This is a genomic window from Sinobacterium norvegicum (assembly GCF_923077115.1).
GTDB classification, from domain to species: Bacteria; Pseudomonadota; Gammaproteobacteria; order Pseudomonadales; family Sinobacteriaceae; genus Sinobacterium; species Sinobacterium norvegicum.
In genome coordinates this window covers 191418-209581 of record NZ_CAKLPX010000002.1, presented here as the reverse complement: position 1 = coordinate 209581, position 18164 = coordinate 191418, and the positions used below count along the sequence as shown (strand labels likewise).

Annotated in this window: 14 protein-coding genes; 2 read left to right on the top strand and 12 right to left on the bottom strand. The window is 48.7% G+C overall.

Annotation, left to right across the window (positions count from 1 at the left end; all coding sequences use genetic code 11):
* Positions 1–66: 66 nt before the first annotated feature.
* Positions 67–1137: a uroporphyrinogen decarboxylase gene (hemE, locus tag L9P87_RS09955; RefSeq protein WP_237444588.1), complete on the bottom strand. Its 1071-nt coding sequence runs from the start codon at positions 1135–1137 to the stop codon at positions 67–69.
* Positions 1138–1423: 286 nt separating this feature from the next.
* Here hemE and L9P87_RS09950 point away from each other — a divergent pair, with 286 nt between their 5' ends.
* Both L9P87_RS09950 and L9P87_RS09945 read left to right on the top strand, forming a co-directional pair.
* Entirely contained in the window at positions 1424–1786 is a 363-nt protein-coding gene (locus L9P87_RS09950) for a YacL family protein (RefSeq protein ID WP_237444587.1), read from the top strand.
* A 162-nt stretch (positions 1787–1948) separates the two neighbouring features.
* Positions 1949–2161: a hypothetical protein gene (locus L9P87_RS09945; protein WP_237444586.1), complete on the top strand. Its 213-nt coding sequence runs from the start codon at positions 1949–1951 to the stop codon at positions 2159–2161.
* An 83-nt stretch (positions 2162–2244) separates the two neighbouring features.
* On the opposite strand, the gene putP is transcribed toward L9P87_RS09945, so the two are convergent.
* The 11 genes from putP to L9P87_RS09890 all read right to left on the bottom strand — a co-directional run bounded on the left by putP (position 2245) and on the right by L9P87_RS09890 (position 18088).
* Positions 2245–3735 (bottom strand): sodium/proline symporter PutP, encoded by a 1491-nt coding sequence (gene putP, locus L9P87_RS09940; protein ID WP_237444585.1) that lies wholly within the window; start codon positions 3733–3735, stop codon positions 2245–2247.
* A gap of 132 nt (positions 3736–3867) precedes the next feature.
* On the bottom strand, positions 3868–5286 hold the full coding sequence (locus L9P87_RS09935; RefSeq protein WP_237444584.1) for an FAD-dependent oxidoreductase: 1419 nt from the start codon (positions 5284–5286) through the stop codon (positions 3868–3870).
* A gap of 81 nt (positions 5287–5367) precedes the next feature.
* Complete coding sequence (gltB, locus tag L9P87_RS09930; RefSeq protein WP_237444583.1) at positions 5368–9801, bottom strand: glutamate synthase large subunit; 4434 nt, start codon at positions 9799–9801, stop codon at positions 5368–5370.
* A gap of 200 nt (positions 9802–10001) precedes the next feature.
* The gene (locus L9P87_RS09925; RefSeq protein ID WP_237444582.1) at positions 10002–11477 is read right to left on the bottom strand and encodes an SPOR domain-containing protein; all 1476 of its coding nucleotides are present in this window, start codon (positions 11475–11477) and stop codon (positions 10002–10004) included.
* Between the two features lie 25 nt (positions 11478–11502).
* Positions 11503–12588, bottom strand: coding sequence for a 3-dehydroquinate synthase (gene aroB, locus L9P87_RS09920; RefSeq protein ID WP_237444581.1), 1086 nt, complete (start codon positions 12586–12588; stop codon positions 11503–11505).
* A 54-nt stretch (positions 12589–12642) separates the two neighbouring features.
* Positions 12643–13158, bottom strand: coding sequence for a shikimate kinase AroK (aroK, locus tag L9P87_RS09915; protein ID WP_237444580.1), 516 nt, complete (start codon positions 13156–13158; stop codon positions 12643–12645).
* A 12-nt stretch (positions 13159–13170) separates the two neighbouring features.
* Positions 13171–15252 carry a type IV pilus secretin PilQ gene (locus L9P87_RS09910; RefSeq protein WP_237444579.1) on the bottom strand — a complete coding sequence of 694 codons (2082 nt, stop codon included), beginning with the start codon at positions 15250–15252 and terminating at the stop codon, positions 13171–13173.
* 62 nt (positions 15253–15314) lie between these two features.
* Positions 15315–15839, bottom strand: a complete 525-nt coding sequence (locus L9P87_RS09905) for a pilus assembly protein PilP (RefSeq protein WP_237444578.1) — start codon at positions 15837–15839, stop codon at positions 15315–15317.
* A 13-nt stretch (positions 15840–15852) separates the two neighbouring features.
* Entirely contained in the window at positions 15853–16455 is a 603-nt protein-coding gene (locus L9P87_RS09900; protein WP_237444577.1) for a type IV pilus inner membrane component PilO, read from the bottom strand.
* Entirely contained in the window at positions 16455–17024 is a 570-nt protein-coding gene (locus L9P87_RS09895; protein WP_237444576.1) for a PilN domain-containing protein, read from the bottom strand. Before L9P87_RS09895 ends, L9P87_RS09900 begins: the two co-directional genes overlap by 1 nt.
* A complete protein-coding gene (locus L9P87_RS09890) occupies positions 17024–18088 on the bottom strand; it encodes a pilus assembly protein PilM (RefSeq protein WP_237444575.1) in 1065 nt (354 codons plus the stop codon). Before L9P87_RS09890 ends, L9P87_RS09895 begins: the two co-directional genes overlap by 1 nt.
* Between the last annotated feature and the right edge of the window lie 76 nt (positions 18089–18164).

Here is an 18164-nt window from a genome sequence, read left to right as displayed (position 1 = left end):
CTTGGTTCACGCCAATAAAAAAGCCGGTTCGCATTTGCGTAACCGGCTTTTTTGTAACAACAACGCTTATTTAGCGCTGTGGTATTTTTCAGACAGCTCGTGTACCGATTCAATAAAGACACCGGCATTAACCGGATCAACCTCCGGCGTAATACCGTGGCCTAGATTGAAGATATGGCCATCGCCATGACCGTAGCTGCTTAGAATGGTTTCGATTTCCTGACGAATACGCTTGGGCGAGGCATACAGCATGGTTGGGTCCATATTGCCCTGTAGTGCAACCTGTCCGCCCACGCGTGAACGGGCGTCGCCGATGTTCGTCGTCCAATCGAGACCCAAGGCGTCACAACCGGTATCTGCCATCGACTCCAACCACTGACCACCGTTCTTGGTAAACAGAATCACCGGGACTTTGCGGCCTTCACGCTCGCGGATCAAACCGTTAACAATCTGCCGCATATAGTTTAATGAAAACTCTTGATAGGCACGATCGCTCAGCGCACCGCCCCAGGTATCAAAAATCTGCACCGCTTGGGCACCGGCTTCGATTTGCGCATTCAAATAGGCGGTAACCGAGTCAGCCAGCTTGCTCAATAGCATGTGCATCACTTCTGGCTCATTGAACGCCATGGTCTTGGCGCGGCGGAAGTCCTTCGATGAACCGCCCTCAACCATATAGGTTGCCAGCGTCCACGGGCTGCCGGAAAAACCAATCAGCGGCACAGAACCATTGAGCTCACGACGGATGGTTTTCACCGCGTCCATCACATAGGGCAGGTCCGCCTCGGGCTTGATTACCTCTAACGCTTCGACAGCAGCGGCGTCTTGCACGGGCTTACGGAAACGAGGACCTTCGCCGGTTTCGAAATAGAGACCCAGTCCCATCGCATCGGGAATAGTCAAAATATCTGAGAACAGAATGGCAGCATCCAGCGGATAGCGACGCAGAGGCTGCAGAGTAACCTCGCAGGCAAGCTCTGGGTTGGTACACACCGCCATGAAATCACCGGCCTGAGCACGGGTAGCACGGTACTCAGGTAAATAACGACCGGCTTGACGCATCATCCATACTGGGGTGACATCGACGGGTTTGCGCTCTAGCGCACGAAGAAAACGATCGTTCTTTAGCTCTGTCATAATTTCTCTACTTAATATGGGAAGGCTTGCTACCGAGGCAAGCCTAAGCAACAGTCACACTAAAATTCTGCAGATGATAATACCCCAAACTGTTCAGTTTTTGCACCTCTATAGCGACACAGTCGCCAACTTGCTATATTGCCCCGCTTTTTTGCCAATGATGGTGATATTTACCCCCCTTGCTACGCAACTTTACCTAAATCATATCGCCGCGACCTGTGGCTATCCACAATTACTTTTTTTCCGGCCATCATTAAAATACTGGTCATCGAAAGGACTGACTCCCATGGACTACCGCTTTAGCAAAGATTTCTTTGGTCACTATCAGGTTGAAATCTCGCCCGAACAGGAAGCTTTTAGCCACTGGCTTACCAATGAAATTGGCCGCAATCAAAACCGCTGCAAGCAGGTGATTGATTCGGTACAAAAGCTACAGCAGAAGCAGTGCTGGGACTTTGATCTGAACGGACAAACTCTCCACCTTGCCCTCACTCGTGAGCAGGCAATCATTCACCCCGGTTTTGATGACGTCGACGACGATCTCAACGACGAGGGGCTGTGTGAGCACGACTATCGGCAAAATGCCGACTGCGGGCTGGAGGATTTTGCACTGTTAATCAGGGCTTGGTATGAGTTCATCAGCGGATAATTTCGATAACTTTCAATTAATTAATCAGATGAAGAGAAAAAAATGTCTTTAAGTATTGTCGCTATTGTTATGTTTACTGCCGCCCTTGGTGTTTTTGCCGCAGTCCGCGACCAGTAAGCAACTCAACAACTATTATATTCAGCGTTTAAAAGGAGGACTTCAATGAAGGTTAAATGCCAGGCTTGCCAAGCCGAAAAAGAGAATGGTTACAACGACCAATTGCCATATTGCAGTACCTGCTGGCCGCTGGTTTTACAGACCAAAACAAGCAAGTCCAGCCCTGCTGCGTCACTAGACAAATCAGATACGGACAACCCTTGGCAGGGTTACCTGGAAAATGGCTGGTCTAAAACGCTGAAGCAACTCATTCAATAATAGTGACAGTGCCGTCAACACATCACATCCTATTATAAAAAGCTCGGCACCAGCCGGGCTTTTATTTGTCTGCCCCACAGACATTACAACCCTTGTTGGTATTTGTTGAAATCTGAGGAGACAGTATTACTGGGCTTACGACTGATCAAACTGACGATCATTACCGATAAAGACGCAACGATGACACCGGGCACTATTTCATACAGCTCAAAAATGCCCCCACTGAGTTCAGCCCAAACCACAACGGTCACCCCGCCAGAGATCATCCCCGCAGCAGCCCCAGCTCGATTCATCCGACGCCAATACAGGCTGAGCAAAACAACAGGCCCAAACACCGCGCCAAAACCTGCCCATGCATAAGACACCAACCCTAACACCGTCGAATTGGGGTTCATCGCCAACATCAAGGCAATCAACGCCAGCACCAGAACCGACAACCGCGCGACCACCACGACCTCCCGTGAGGTTGCACCTGGATTGAGTAATTGTCGGTACATATCCTCGGCCAACGCCGAACTTGATACCAGCAACTGTGAATCTGCCGTACTCATTATAGCCGCAAGAATCGCCGCCAATAAAATACCAGCAACCAGTGGATGGAAAATAGTATCCACCAATAACATAAAAATACGTTCTACATCGGCGACATGACCACCTAGGTGGCTGTCGACAAAAACCATACCAGCAAAGCCTGTAAGTATTGCACCCAGCATTGCAATCGCTGACCAAGCAACGGCAATTCTTCTTGCCGGCACGGCCACCTGACCGTTTTTCATTGCCGCGAAGCGCGCTAAAATATGTGGCTGCCCAAAATACCCCAACCCCCAAGCCATCAGCGAGACTATGGATATGAGCGTTAGAGGCTGGCCATTTTTGTCCGTCCAAATATCTAACAGATGAATGTTTTCCTGCGATATTGCTTGGTAAACATAACTGCCACCACCGATGTATTGGACGGCAACAGCCGGCACGATAATCAGCGCAGCCATCATCAACAGACCCTGTACCAAGTCGGTCCATGCCACTGCTAGGAAACCACCAAACAAGGTGTAGATGACAATACAGCCCGTGCCGATGAACAATGCCGCGGTATAATCAAAGCCAAAAACTGTCTCGAATAGCTTACCCCCTGCGACCAGGCCCGAGCTGGTATAAAAGAGGAAAAAGAGCAGGATGAAAATAGCCGACAGACTTTGAATCAACTTGGAATCGTCAGCAAAACGACGCGCCAGAAACTCAGGCAGAGTGACCGCATCATTTAACGCCACGCTGTAATGGCGTAAACGCTTGGCAATCAACAACCAATTTAAATAAGTGCCTACCAATAAGCCTAAGGCGACCCACACCGCCTCAGCCCCGGCAACAAAGGCAAAACCAGGCAAACCGAGCAACAGCCAACCACTCATATCAGAGGCACCGGCAGATAACGCCGCCGACCACGGACCTAAGCGTCGCCCCCCTAGAAAATAATCCTCTGATGTCTCTGTGTATTTGGCCGCATAAAGACCAATAGCCAGCATGACAGCCAGATAGACGACAAACGCTGCTGTGACCGCGGCATTTTCTTCAATCATTGTTCCTAAACCCAAAGAAAATTTGATTATTGTAGAAAACAAAAAAGCGAGACATTGAATGCCTCGCTTTTTTTATAACACAACCACTAACAGACAGCGATTATTTACTGGTCAGATGCCATATCGCAGGCCTTAGACTTCTAAGAAATCTAAGATGCCCTCGGCAGCCTGACGCCCTTCCCAGATCGCAGTCACGACAAGGTCGGAGCCACGAACCATATCGCCACCGGCAAATATTTTCGGGTTAGTCGTTTGGAACTTACACTGCTGCTGCTCTTCAGCAATAACACCACCCCAGCTATTAATCTGAACATCAAATTCAGCCAGCCATTCTGGTGGGTTGGGTTGAAAACCAAAGGCAACCAATACCGCATCGGCAGGAAGAATTTCTTCACTACCTTCGATCACCACTGGGCGACGTCGACCGTTCTCATCAGCCTCACCCAACTCGGTAGAGACAACCTTGATACCTTCGACCTTGTCGTCACCAACAATTTCAATAGGCTGACGGTTAAAGAGGAACTCAACACCTTCTTCCTTGGCATTTTGTACTTCTTTCTTCGAGCCCGGCATATTTGCCTCGTCACGACGGTAAGCACACTGTACCGATGTTGCCGCTTGACGAATGGCCGTACGATTACAGTCCATCGCGGTATCACCACCGCCTAAGACAACAACACGCTTGCCGGATAAATCGATGAAGTCGTCAGCCGACTTCTCAAAACCTAGATTTCGATTAACATTGGCAATCAAATACGGCAGGGCGTCATAAACACCTGGCAGCTCTTCACCGGGGAAGCCACCTTTCATGTACTTGTATGTTCCCATGCCGAGGAAAACGGCGTCATACTCGGCGATAAGGTCGGCCATTTGAACATCTTTGCCCACTTCGGTATTCAGCACAAACTCAACACCCATACCCTCAAGCACTTCGCGACGAGTTTCCATCACCTCTTTCTCGAGTTTGAACTCGGGAATACCGAAAGTCAGCAAACCACCAATCTGCGGGTGTCGGTCAAAGACAACAGGCTTAACACCGGCGCGAGAAAGAATATCTGCGCAGCCGATACCGGCAGGACCGGCACCAATAATGGCAACGCGCTTACCGGTGTCTTTCACCTTCGACATGTCCGGGCGCCAGCCCATCGCCAAGGCGGTATCTGTAATATATTTTTCTGTTGCACCAATAGTAACAGCACCGAAGCCATCGTTCAGCGTACAGGCACCTTCACAGAGACGATCCTGTGGGCAAACACGACCACAAACCTCAGGTAGGCTGTTGGTTTGATGAGAGAGTTCAGCCGCCTCAATAATATTCCCTTCACTGACAAGCTTTAGCCAGTTGGGAATATAGTTATGCACTGGGCATTTCCATTCACAATAGGGGTTACCGCACTCTAAGCAACGGTGTGACTGGTCTTCTGCTTCAGTTTTTTCATAGCTGTGGTAGATTTCAGCAAATTCAACTTTGCGTTTTTCTGCCGCCACTTTGCCCGGCTCTTGTCGGCCGACATCTATAAACTGAAAATCATTGTTTTTACGTTCTGTCATAATTCAGGTCTCGTATCCGGTTACCGCTAGGCGGACCAAATCGCTACTTCAAAAGCAGGGCCGGGAAACCGGCCCCCATGCTTAGAAATCACGCTTCATCAAGGTATCTAACATCTCTTCTAATTTGGCAGCCTTAGGCTTAACCAACCAGAACTTAGTCAGATAGTTATCGAAGTTGTTTAGGATATCCGTGGCATATGCACTGCCGGTATCCTCTGCAAACTCAGCAATCATGCCACGCAGGTATTCACGATAAGGGCGATGCTCGGCATCACTCATACGCACAAGCTCGATAAGCTCTGGGTTGATCTTGGTTGCAAACTCGTTCGCTTCGTCTAAGACAAAAGCGATACCGCCGGTCATACCAGCACCAAAGTTGTGGCCGGTCTCACCAAGAACGGTAATACAACCACCGGTCATGTATTCGCAACAGTGGTCGCCAGCACCGGTAACAACAGCGCGAGCACCAGAGTTACGAACACCAAAACGCTCACCGGCATTACCGTTGGCAAACAAACGACCGCCAGTAGCACCATACAAACAGGTATTGCCCACAATAGTGGTATTGTGCGCTTCAAACATGCTGCCCTTCGGTGGCGATACGACAAGCTTACCGCCCGCCATACCCTTACCCACATAATCGTTGGCATCACCTTCGAGATACATGTTTAAGCCAGCAGCATTCCATACACCCCAGCTCTGACCCGCAGTACCCTCAAGATTTATCTTGATCGCCTGCTCAGCCATGCCGTAGTTGCCGTGTCGCTGGGCGATTTCGCCTGATAGACGGGCACCGATAGAGCGATCACAATTGGTAATCTCGTAACTAAACTCACCACCAGACTTACTCTCAATCGCAGCAACAGTATCGGCCAACATACGCTCGGCCATCTTGCCTTGATCGAAGGGATCATTTTTTGCGACCTGACAGGTACGAGGCAGCTCATCGCTGGCGCCGGCATTTGACAATATCGGCGACAGGTCGAGGTTGACCGTCTTGCTGTTGCCACCGGCAACAGGTGTCAGGCGCTCAGTATGACCGATCAACTCTTCTAGCGTACGAACACCGATCGACGCCATGATTTCGCGTGTCTCTTCAGCCACAAACTTGAAGAAATTCATCGCCATTTCAACCGTGCCAATGTAGTGCTTTTCACGCAGATGATCATTCTGCGTAGCAACACCAGTGGCGCAGTTATTGAGGTGGCATATGCGCAGGAATTTACAACCCAGCGCAACCATTGGCGTGGTGCCAAAACCAAAGCTTTCTGCACCCAATATTGCCGCCTTAATAACATCAAGGCCAGTCTTCAAACCACCATCGGTCTGAACACGTACATTACCACGCAAACCATTGGTACGGAGCGCCTGCTGAGCCTCACTTAAGCCCAGTTCCCAAGGAGAACCGGCATATTTAATCGATGCAAGTGGGCTGGCAGCAGTACCGCCATCGTAACCGGAGATAGTGACCAAGTCGGCATAGGCCTTGGCGACACCGGCAGCAATCGTACCTACACCTGGCTCAGAAACGAGCTTAACCGAGACCAAGGCCTTCGGATTAACTTGTTTCAAATCATAGATAAGCTGGGCTAAATCTTCGATAGAATAGATATCGTGATGCGGTGGCGGTGAAATAAGTGTCACACCAGGGACAGAGAAACGCAGCGTTGCGATCAAATCATTGACCTTACCACCGGGGAGCTGGCCACCTTCGCCGGGCTTAGCTCCCTGAGCAACCTTGATCTGCAAGACTTCAGCATTGACCAGATAATGTGGCGTTACACCAAATCGTCCAGAGGCAATCTGCTTGATCTTCGAGACCTTGTTTGTGCCAAATCGAGCCGGGTCTTCACCACCCTCACCCGAATTTGAGCGCCCACCCAAGGTGTTCATCGCCTGTGCAAGTGCCTCGTGTGCTTCGGGACTCAACGCACCCAAGCTCATCGCCGCGGAGTCAAAACGACGAACAATCGCACTGACAGGTTCAACCTCGTCAATACTGATTGGCGTTGCATCAGTAAGCTCAAGTAAATCACGTAAGGTTGCCGCTGGACGCTCATTCACTAAGCTGGCGTACTTCTTATACGTCGCGTAATCACCGCTCTGCACAGCTTCTTGAATGGTGCGAACCACATCGGGGTTAAAGGCGTGATATTCCTGGCCATGAACATACTTCAGTAAGCCGCCCTGCTGGATGTTCTTGCGAGAAATATGCGCATCACGAGCCAAAACAGCCAGCTCTTCCTGCAAGTTAGCAAAGGTAGCCCCTTGAATCCGGCTTGCAACACCACGGAAACAAAGTTCAACCACTTCACTTGCCAAGCCCACAGCTTCAAATAACTGTGAACCGCGGTATGAGGCAATCGTCGAAATACCCATCTTCGACAGGATTTTCATCAACCCCTTATCGATACCCTTGCGGTAGTTTAGATGTGCGGTTTCCGCATCAACTAACAATTCACCGCTGGCGTTCAAGTCGGTTAGCACACTGTATGCAAGGTATGGGTACAGGGCTGTTGCACCAAAGCCTAGCAAGCAAGCGGCATGGTGCGAGTCGCGAACAGTCGCAGTTTCAACCACAATATTTGTTTCACAACGCAAACCCTGACGGGTCAATCGATGGTGCGTAGCGCCTGTTGCGGCCACAGCTGGCACAGGTAATAAGCCCTTGCGAATACCGCGATCACTCAGCACTATAATAACCGCGCCATCACGAGACGCTTGCTCAGCTTGATCGGCAATACTTTCTAACGCCTGCTGCAAGTTTTGCTTCGTTGGGTCAAACAACAGAGTAATCGTTTGCTGTTTGTAACTCGCCTCGGGAAGCTGAGTCATCGCCTTAAAGACTGACGGCAGTAAAACTGGCGATTGCAAAATAGCGCGCTTGGCGTGTAGCGGGGTGTCTTCAAAAACGTTGCGCTCAGAGCCTAAACAGGTTTCTAACGACATCACTATCGCTTCGCGAAGTGGATCGATAGGAGGGTTAGTAACCTGGGCAAATTTCTGTCTGAAGTAATCAAACATTGAACGCTGCTGGTAGGACAATACCGCCATCGGCGTATCATCACCCATAGAGCCTATCGCCTCCATTGCTGCTTCTGCAACAGGACGCAACACTTGGTCGCGCTCCTCGAAGGAAATACCGAATTGCTTCTGGTAGACATCGAGGTCATCACCTGTGACTAAATCATCGGCAACAGTAGACTCAACATTTTCATCTAACCGTGTGGCGCAGCCATCCAACCATTCTTTATAAGGAAAGGCTGTCTTTAATCGTTTATCGATATCGTCACTGAATTCAATTTTGCCCAGAGCAGTATCGATAGAAAGCATTTCACCCGGTCCGACACGCCCCTTGGCAATAACAGTTTCAGGTGCGTAGTCATAAGTACCGGTTTCCGAGGCAATGGTAATAAAGCCATCGGTGGTCATTACCCAGCGAGCTGGACGAAGACCATTGCGGTCAAGCATACAAATTGCCTGACGACCATTGGTCATTACCAAACCAGCCGGACCATCCCAGGGTTCCATATGCATCGAGTTAAACTCGTAGAATGCCTTCAGGTTAGGGTCCATATTGGTATCGTTCTGCCAAGCAGGCGGAACCAACATACGCATTGCGCGGTGCAGATCCATGCCACCAGCAAGCAACAACTCCAACATGTTATCCAGGCTGGACGAATCAGAACCGGTACGGTTTACCAGTGGTGATAAATCCCCCATGTTCGGGATCAGCTGGGTGTTAAATAAATCTGTTCTCGCCTCGGCCCAGTTACGGTTGCCTTCAATAGTATTGATTTCACCATTGTGAGCGAGATAGCGGAACGGCTGGGCTAATGGCCAGCGAGGTAAAGTATTCGTTGAAAAGCGCTGGTGGAAGACCACAATTGAGGTCTCAAATTCTTCGTTTGCCAAGTCTAAATAGAACTTAGGCAAATCAACTGGCATGACCAGTCCCTTGTAGGAAATAACTGTGCTACAGAGACTACAAATATAGAAGTCTTGATCATCAGACAGTGCTTTTTCCGCCAGACGCCGAGCCGTGAACAAAGCAACCTCAGACTCATAGAAGGTTCGGCTTAACGAGTCGTGGACAAAAACCTGTTCGATACGAGGCAGGCAGTCCAACGCAATCTCACCGCATACGGCGGTATCAACAGGGACTTCACGCCATGCCAATACGACCAGACCCTGTTCTTCAAGCTTTTCTTGAAGAATCTTACGGGCTTGCGCCGCTATCGCTGCATCTTGGCTGAGGAAAATTTGGCCCACAGCATATTCTGCGGGCAGTTCAACGCCAGCAACGGAGCGTAGAAACGCATCCGGTTTTTTTAGTAGTAAACCACAGCCGTCACCGGTGCGACCATCAGCGGCAATACCGCCGCGATGCGTCATACATGTCAGTGATTCAATTGCAGTAGTGAGCAAGCGATGGCTTACCTCACCCTCTACATGGGCGATCAATCCAAATCCGCAGTTGTCTTTGAACTCATCAGGGCTATATAGTCCTGTCATAAAAGCTACCTGCTAAAACCTTCGTGAAAACAATAACTTAAGGTCGTTTGTATAGTTATAGACCAGCCGCTTACCAAAAGCGGGTGATCATCTTACACATTAGGGCAGTGAGTCACAAATTTATTCGCTAAATAGAGCGCACAAAAAGCTCTTTGACGGGCTCAAATGAAATTTAAATTACTGTTATTTTTTGTTATTATTCAGTCGCTTAAACTTATTTCTCGATGTACACCCTCAAGTTTTCGCAACCATGGCTGCTGATTGATCAATGATTGCGGCAGCTGGTTTTTAGCATTGACCGCTTGTTGCCTTGTTGCGAAGCTCCCGACCACGACAACATACCACGGCCGCCCCTGCCTCAGTGTTTGGTAAACCTTGGCCTCTAAGATTGCAGGTATTGCATCACGGTATTGCTTTGCCTTCTCCAAATCCGATAACGCGATCACCTGCAATGTATAATGGCCAGCCACCATTGCCAACAAGCTCTGCTCATCTGCTGTACTCGACGCCTTTGTCACCAGCTCAACTGGCTCAACTGGCTCAACTGGCTCAACTGGCTCAACTGGCTCAACTGGCTCAACTGGCTCAACTGGCTCAACTGGCTCAACTGGCTCAACTGGCTCAACTGGCTCAACTGGCTCAATAGCATTCTCATTCGCATCGACTTCTGCAAGCCCAGAATTTTGCGACTCCTTACGTTCAACCACCAGGGTAGAATCGTCAGCAGCGATGGACTCAGTCGGCAGCCCCTCCTCAGCAGGCAGTACAGATGGGCTTTCGATGCGTTGCTTTAATAATGCCAGCTCAGCTTTAGTGGCGTCACGTGCACCATCAGACCCTGTTTGCCATAAAGCAACCAACCCCAGTGCAACCACAAGAATAATAGCAATATGCAAAACAGGAAGTTTACGCTTCACGACAGTAGCGGCACCGATATCGTCGGCATACAAGGCATCCTCAAGCAGACGGTTTAGCTGGCGTGGGTTACCTGCTGCGGCTTCAATCAGCTGCTGACGCTCCTCATCGCCCAAAATATCATCAGGGTATTGGCGTAGCTCTATTCGATGCAGTAGGTAGCCGTGACTGGCTTGAGCATCAAAAATAGGAAGCCTCTCAAGCTTAAGCTCAACAGATGCACCCAGTGCCGCTGAAATGACCTCAATTTCATCGCTGTCATCAATAGTCGATAGTATCAGCTGTAATCCTGCCAAGTCCGACAACTGCAATAGTTCATCAAGCTGCTCTATTGTTAATTGCTCCACATCATCGACAATAACAATTAAGGGCTTACCAGCCATCGCCGCCTCATCACAGCAGTCGACGATCGACTCTCGCTTTAATGCCGCATCGGTATCTTCAAACAGCGCTGCCTCTGGGTCTAAATGACCTAATAATGCATCGAGCATTCCATTGCTTGATATTTCAGCATGCGTTAACCAAGCGCGAGTAAAAGACTCGTCAGCCAACTGTTGATTCAGTTCCACCAACACCGTTGTCTTGCCGGAACCCGGCGCGGCCAGCAATAGCATAACTGCATCGGCGCCACTGTAACGGCAAAAATACAGCAGTTCATCGACGACTTGCTGACGCCCGCCGGAGGCATAGAAACGCCCCTGGTCGCCCTCCTGAAAGAAGCTCAACGGTTCATTTTCTTCTAACGGGCTATCAACGCTCACCTAGATCACCATCTTGTTCTCGTAGTTATTGTTCCTGACAATCAATAATTGCCTGGGTAATCTCACCCAGCCCGGCATCCGATGTCACAAATGCCCGACCCACTGCCTGCAGAAGCACTAAACGTAGTCGCCCATCAAGCACCTTTTTATCCACGGACATAAGTGCCAGGTATCGTTCCGGTTTCATCGCCTTTGGCCCAAGTATCGGCAGATTTGCCTGCCGATGTATCAACTTGACATCCGCAACATCGTCGTCGGAGATAAACCCCATTGCTGCGGATAATGTCGCCGCCATGACCGTACCCGCTGCCACGGCCTCCCCATGCAACCAAACACCATAGCCCTGCTCGGTTTCTATTGCGTGGCCAAAAGTATGCCCCAAATTAAGAATGGCTCTGATGCCACCCTCACGCTCATCCTGCGCGACGACCTTCGCCTTATTATGACAAGATGCCTCAATTGCGTAGTGGATAGCCTCTTTATCTCGTGCCATGAGCCTGGCCATATTACCCTGCAACCACTGGTAGAAAGGGTTATCACAAATCAGGCCATATTTAATAACCTCGGCTAAACCGGCGCTGTACTCTCTGTCAGGCAGAGTATCGAGGGAATCTGAATCAATAATCACTGCGCGGGGCTGGTGAAAGGCACCAATCATATTTTTCCCCAGCGAATGATTAACTCCCGTTTTTCCGCCTACGGAAGAATCAACCTGCGATAATACCGTGGTTGGCACCTGAATGAATTCTACTCCGCGCTGATACGATGCTGCAGCATAACCGGTCATATCTCCAACCACACCACCACCCAAGGCAATCAACGTCGTGGTTCGGTTATGCTTCCCTTCCAGCAGCCCGGTATAGATGAGATTGAGTGTGTCTAGATTTTTATAGCTCTCGCCATCTGGCAAGATCACACTATCGACTTGATAATCCGCCGATAACGTATCGATCAACCCCTGCAAGTATATAGGTGCAATTGTGTCGTTTGTCACAATCATCACTTGCTTTGCTACTATGTGGGGCTGGTATTTAGCAAGCTCAAACATAATGTTAGAGCCAATATAAATGGGGTAGCTACGCTCGGCCAAATCTACATTCAATGTTGTCATATATCACACCACCAAGCTCAAGCTTGGCCTTAATCGTTAGTAACTAAATAGCGGCTATTTATTGGCCAGCAAAGCCGCAATGTCTATCGCCACAGCTTTGGGGTTACGGTTATCCGTCTCGACCACATAGTCGGCAATATCTCGATAGAGGGGATCTCTGATATCAAGTAGTTTTTGCAACACTGCGGCGGGGTCTTCATTTTGCAGCAACGGGCGCTTGCGGTCTTTTGATGTTCGCAATACCTGCTGTTCAACCGATGTGGCAAGATATACAACAATACCCCTGGCTGCCAGAAGTGTTCGGTTCTCAGCACGCATAACAATGCCGCCACCGGTGGCAAGCACCATATCAGACTGCTGCGAAAGAGCCTCTAGCGCTGAGGTTTCTCGATTGCGAAAGCCTTCTTCGCCTTCAACATCGAATATCCAGGGGATATCTGCACCGGTACGTTCTTCGATTTCCCGGTCAGAATCTTTAAAAGGTAGGTTTAACTCTTGGGCCAACAATCGCCCTATTGTTGTCTTGCCGGCCCCCATGGGGCCAACAAGAAACACTTTCTTTAACTGCATTATCTATCCGCATTAATCCAACAAATCATCGGATAATATACGCGGGGTGATAAATATCAACAACTCTTCCTTGGTACTATCTTCAGAGGTACTTTGAAATAGCCTGCCGAGATAAGGAATATCACCCAGGAACGGTGTCTTCTGCTTGGTCACAATATCGACTGTTTTAAATACGCCGCCGAGAACAACCGTCTCACCGTTCTTGACCAATACCTGGGTCTGAATCTGACGAGTATCGATAATCGGAATCTGCGAGCCAAACTCACCGGTAATAAACTCAGTGGATTCGTCTTGGTTAATCTCCAACTGCATCATGACACGATCGTCGGGTGTGATATACGGCGTTACCTCAAGTTTCAACACAGCTTCTTTAAATGAAACCGTGGTTTCACCGCTGGAAGATGACTCTAGGAACGGTAATTCTTGACCGGCCTTGATCACGGCTTTTTGCTTATCACCAGTAATAACCTTTGGCTCAGCAACCAGTTCACCGCGACCATTACTTTCCATCGCACTGATTTCGGCCGATAGGTTAAGACCCGCATTGGTGTAGCCAACTGCAATGCTTGACGTTTGTGATGGAGAGGCACCCATATCTACCATGATGGGGGCTGGGAAAATATCGGCACCGATCTCTTGCAAAAATAGGGATTCCAAGCTGTCAGCTACATTTACATGGTCACCAATCCCCTGCTTAGCCGCACCCCAGCGAACGCCAAGCTCTTCTTTAAAGTTAGTATCTGCAGCGACAAGACGAGCCTCGATTAATACCTGCCTAACCGGAATATCGATGGCCGCTAATAATGTTCTAAATTCTTCTAGTCGATTGGCAGTCTCAGTAATAATCAGCGAGTTTGTTCGCTCATCCCAAATCGCGTGACCGCGGGGAGACAGCATACTCTTGCTACCCTCTTCGCTGTCATCTTTGAATAGATTGAAAATAGATTCTGCACTGTGGTAGCGGATCCTAAATAGCTCAGTACTTAACGGGGCTAACTCCTCGATCTGCTTGTTTGCCTCAATGCGCTGACGCTCCTGGTTGGCCAATTCTTCAGCCGGGGCAATCATCAACACATTGCCGACTTGACGCTTACCAAGCGCCTTGGTTTTTAACACCAAGTCCAATGCCTGATCCCAGGGTACATTCTGCAAGCGCAAGGTGATTTTACCGCTAACCTGGTCGCTGGCAACGAGGTTTAAGCCGGTAAAATCAGCAATCAACTGAAGCACAGCACGCACTTCTATATCCTGGAAGTTTAAGGACAAACGCTCACCAGTGTATTCAAACTCAGAACGCTTAGCCTGTACCTCCTCTGGGCTCAGTGGGCGAACACTGACGACATAAGTGTTTTCAACCTGATAAGCTAGGTAATCATACTCACCCATAGGCTCTAAACTAATAACACTTGATTGACCGTTCTTTGACTCTTTCGCTATCACAGTCTTAACCGGTGTAGCGAAATCTAATACGTCGAATGTGCGCTCCAGTTCATTTGCAATTGAAACATCGTCAAATGTTAATTTGATATACCGACCTTCCTTGACCATATCGACATCGACATCGATTGAAGAAAGCCCCAGCAACAACTTGCCCTCCCCATCTTCACCGCGCTGAAAGTCAAGACTGTCAATTGATTTAGAGCTGCCACTCTCTTTATTGACTGCCGTCATAATATCGTCATTAGACTTCTTAATATACGTCTTCGATGCCTCTGAACCGATAACAACCACCAGGTCATTGCCCTCCACCTTGGCGGTGTAGTTAGATAGCTGACTCAGGCTGAACACAACTCGCGTGCGATCGCTGGTGCCTAAAACTGTCACAGACTCGGTAACACCAATGTTTAGCGTATGCTTCTTTTTGGCAATACCACTCTCAACATCAGCCAAATCCAACGATATTCTTGCTGGCTTTTCAATCGTATATGCCTTCGGCTCTGGTGGAGCACCATCAAAGCTCATAATCACCTGAACACGCTCACCGGGAAGTGAGTTGAATTCGATATTTTCCATGGTAACGGCGTTAGCCAAAAGGCTAGTCAACATTGCTGCCGTTACAGTCAATCCTAATGCTGCTTTTTTTATCAGTCTCACCGAGAACCCCTGATTAACGTTTCGAACTTTTTGATTTAATTTTTGCATGGTGTTCGCCGCCGTTATTCTTCTTTAAGATTAATAGTTCGAGGACGCTCAGCCCAACCTTTTTTACCGTTGGCCACAATCTCCATAACAGCGATCTGATTTGCTGATATATCAATGATTTGGCCATGGTTTCTTCCCATATAACTGCCGTTTTTGACGTGATGTACAGCACCACTACCATCATCGACCAACGCCCACAGAACACCACTAAAGGTCAGCGTACCAACCATCGCCAAATCATCGATGGAATAATCCTCCAACGGATCTTTTTGACGGTTTAAATCAGGTTTAACATTTTGTCTGGGCAACGCGAGCCGGGCAATATCTTGTACCGATATAGGCTTTACAAAAGGCGACCTCTTTGCTGCTGACGAGTATGCATATGATTGGTGCGGCGGATAAACAGGTATTGCTTGTATCGTCCCCACTGGACGAGACTTCACCTCGTCCATATAGTTTTCTAAGTCCCCAAAGTCATCGTTTGAACATGCCGTAACGGCCAAGACAGCGACGACGACTAATAATTTTTTAGCGATCATTATTATTCTCTCACTAGTCCTTGTAACGGTAAGTTTCTGCTAAGACATTCATTGTTAAGGCACCGCTATCATTGAGCGGCTCGATAACAAAGTTTTGGAGCTTAACAATCCGGGGCAAATTCGACACACCACTAACAAAGGTACCAAAGTCGTGATAGCTGCCGGTTACCGAAATGTTAATCGGCTGGCGTACATAAAACTCAACCGGTACCTCCTTCTGCAGGTCTATCTTCTCGAACTCAAGACCATTGTTATTACCGACTCGAGTAATATCCTCAAGTAAGCCAGGGATTTCCGCATCACGTGGAAGCTGACCTAATAGCGCACCAAAGTTTTCTTCTATCTCGACCATCTGCGCTCGATACGATTCGAGGTTTGCAGCCTCAAAAGCCCGCTTGCGAAAGGTTTCTTTAAGCTTTTGCTCTTTATTTTGCTCCCTGACTAATTTGTCTTCGAGATCACTGACCACATAGAAATAACCAATTGCGACTACGATGACAAAACACAGCGCCCAGCAAACAGCCTTAACGGGAGCCGGCCATATACCAACATTTTCAAATTCAAGGCTATTGATATCGAAGTCTTGCATCGACTCCATTGATTCTTTGAATGACATTAAGACTCTCCCTCCGGATCGCTTTGCCCTGGGACCTCAAGTTTTACCGTCATTTTGAAATCGTTACCTTGCTCGCCAAACGCACGATTGGCGTTGACCTCTGTTAGATTTGGCCCCTTAAACCAATCGGAGGCTTCAAGGGCGCGCATCAGCGATGAGACTCGCTGACTCGACTCGGCGGTGCCAGTCAACGAAATAACTCCGCTGGTAGACTCCACCTGCGTCAAAAACAGGCCGTCGGGGATGGCACCAACAAGTTCGTCGAACAAATGGACGATATAGGGACGAGTGCCCTGCAAATCCTGTACGACCTTCATGCGATCCAGCATCAGTTTACGCTTGGCTTTGAGTTCTTTGATCTCTTTGACCTGATCATCCAAATCGGTAATATGCCGCTGCACAAAATCGTTTCTGGATTGCTGGTCAGTTACCGCCTTATCAACAACACTGTAGTAGGCCACAACAACTAATATTGCCGCTAGCACGCTGACACCACAGATAGTTAAAAATTCTTTCTTTTGCTCTTCTCGTTGCTCTTCGCGCCAAGGGAGTAAATTAATAGTAGCCATTATTCGAAGCTCCTCATGGCCAAGCCACAGGCAATCATAAGCGATGGAGCATCATTACTCAGGGCCAAGGCATCAACCTTGGAGGCAACCGCCATCTCCGCAAACGGGTTCGCGGTCTCAACACCGACACCCAATCCTTCTTGCACCTTTTCAGCCAACCCCTCTAACGAGGCGACACCGCCGGCCAAGATAGCAAAATCTATATCGTTATATTGGGTCGCTGAAAAGAAGAACTGCAACGCTCGAGTGATCTGCTGAACAACCGCATCACGGAAAGGGTTCAACACCTCACTGTCATAATCATCAGGAAGGCCACCCTGCTTTTTTGCCAGGCCGGCTTCGGCGACACTCATACCATAACGACGCTGAATATCTTCGGTTAGCTGTTTGCCACCAAATAACTGCTCACGGGTATAAACAGACTGACCACCATGAAAGACGTTTAGCGTTGTCATCGTTGCGCCGATATCAATTAACGCAATGACCTTGTCGTCATCTAACGCCAAATTACTCTGCAACAACTTAAAGCTACGCTCCATTGCATAGGCTTCAATATCAACAACCTTTGGCTGCAGCCCCGCACGCTCGATAGCATCCACTCGCATATCAACATTTTCCTTGCGACACGCAGCTAACAAGACATCGGCAACATCATCATTGCCCTCTACTGTGCCCAGCACATCGAAGTCTATTGCCACCTCATCAAGAGCATAAGGAATATATTGATCGGCCTCAGCGACAATCTGCTGCTCCATATCGTAATCATTTAAACCCGCATCCATCTCGATATTTTTCAAGATGACAGCAGAGCCTGCTACAGCAACGGCAACATTCTTAACCTTGCTCTTAGAGAGCTGCTGAGCCTTAATGACAGAATCACGAACACCGTCAAGGTCATTGATATTTTTTTCCACCACAGCCCCAGGAGGCAGCGTGGCCACAGCATAAGATTCAACCTTATACTTTCCACCAGCATTGCTGATCTCTAACAACTTCACAGAAGTTGAGCTGACATCCAGCCCCAACAAAGCTGATGTCTTTTTCCTTCCAAATAGGCCAGTCAAAGTATTTTTTCCCTATTCGATCCGTAACTTACGTTTTTTATAATATGTTTCATTAAATAACAGCTTTCGTGATCAA